This is a genomic window from Vibrio sp. OPT41, from assembly GCF_015163595.1.
Classification (GTDB): domain Bacteria; phylum Pseudomonadota; class Gammaproteobacteria; order Enterobacterales; family Vibrionaceae; genus Vibrio; species Vibrio alginolyticus.
In genome coordinates this window covers 183,860-184,390 of sequence record NZ_JADDYH010000067.1, presented here as the reverse complement: position 1 = coordinate 184,390, position 531 = coordinate 183,860, and the positions used below count along the sequence as shown (strand labels likewise).

Sequence of the window (531 nt, the reverse complement as noted above, 5' to 3'; positions counted from 1 at the left end):
GCTAACTAATCAGTGTCCCAATTAGACTCTGAATACATTAGCGCAAACCAACGCCGTTATTTGGATTTTTCACTTGCAAAACGGGGCGTACCATACATCTGTCCAATACGAACCAAATCTGCGCATACATTCGCGTTGTATTCATCGGCACAATAATAGTCAGCACTGACTGATGGTACAGCTTCCCTTTGTTCTGGTGATAATAATTCTAGGAATTGTTCTAAGTAATCCTTAGCTCGCGCGTCCATGCTCACTCCATTAATCATAAATTCGCAAGGAGGATAAAAGATATCACAACAAATAACCATCAGGAACAAACTGAAAAACAACAAGAATATGACTTCTACGAAGACGACTGTTATTTCTTTTGTAATAACTTTGCTAAACGTTTGTGCTATTTGCTATTGTTGCATGGTCTATCTGTACTCTTCTCGTGAAAGGACGTTATATGCGCTTATTTATTGGTATTTTTTTCTCGCTGATACTTGCCTTGCCAACAATGGCATCGGAGGAAAAGTATTCAGAATCGGA

The 531-nt window shown here is 39.0% G+C and carries 1 pseudogene; it reads right to left on the bottom strand.

Features of this window, described 5'->3' with window-relative positions:
- Positions 1–98 precede the first annotated feature (98 nt).
- Positions 99–248: pseudogene (locus IQP38_RS22605) on the bottom strand (RNA-binding protein); the annotation flags it as partial.
- Positions 249–531: the final 283 nt, after the last annotated feature.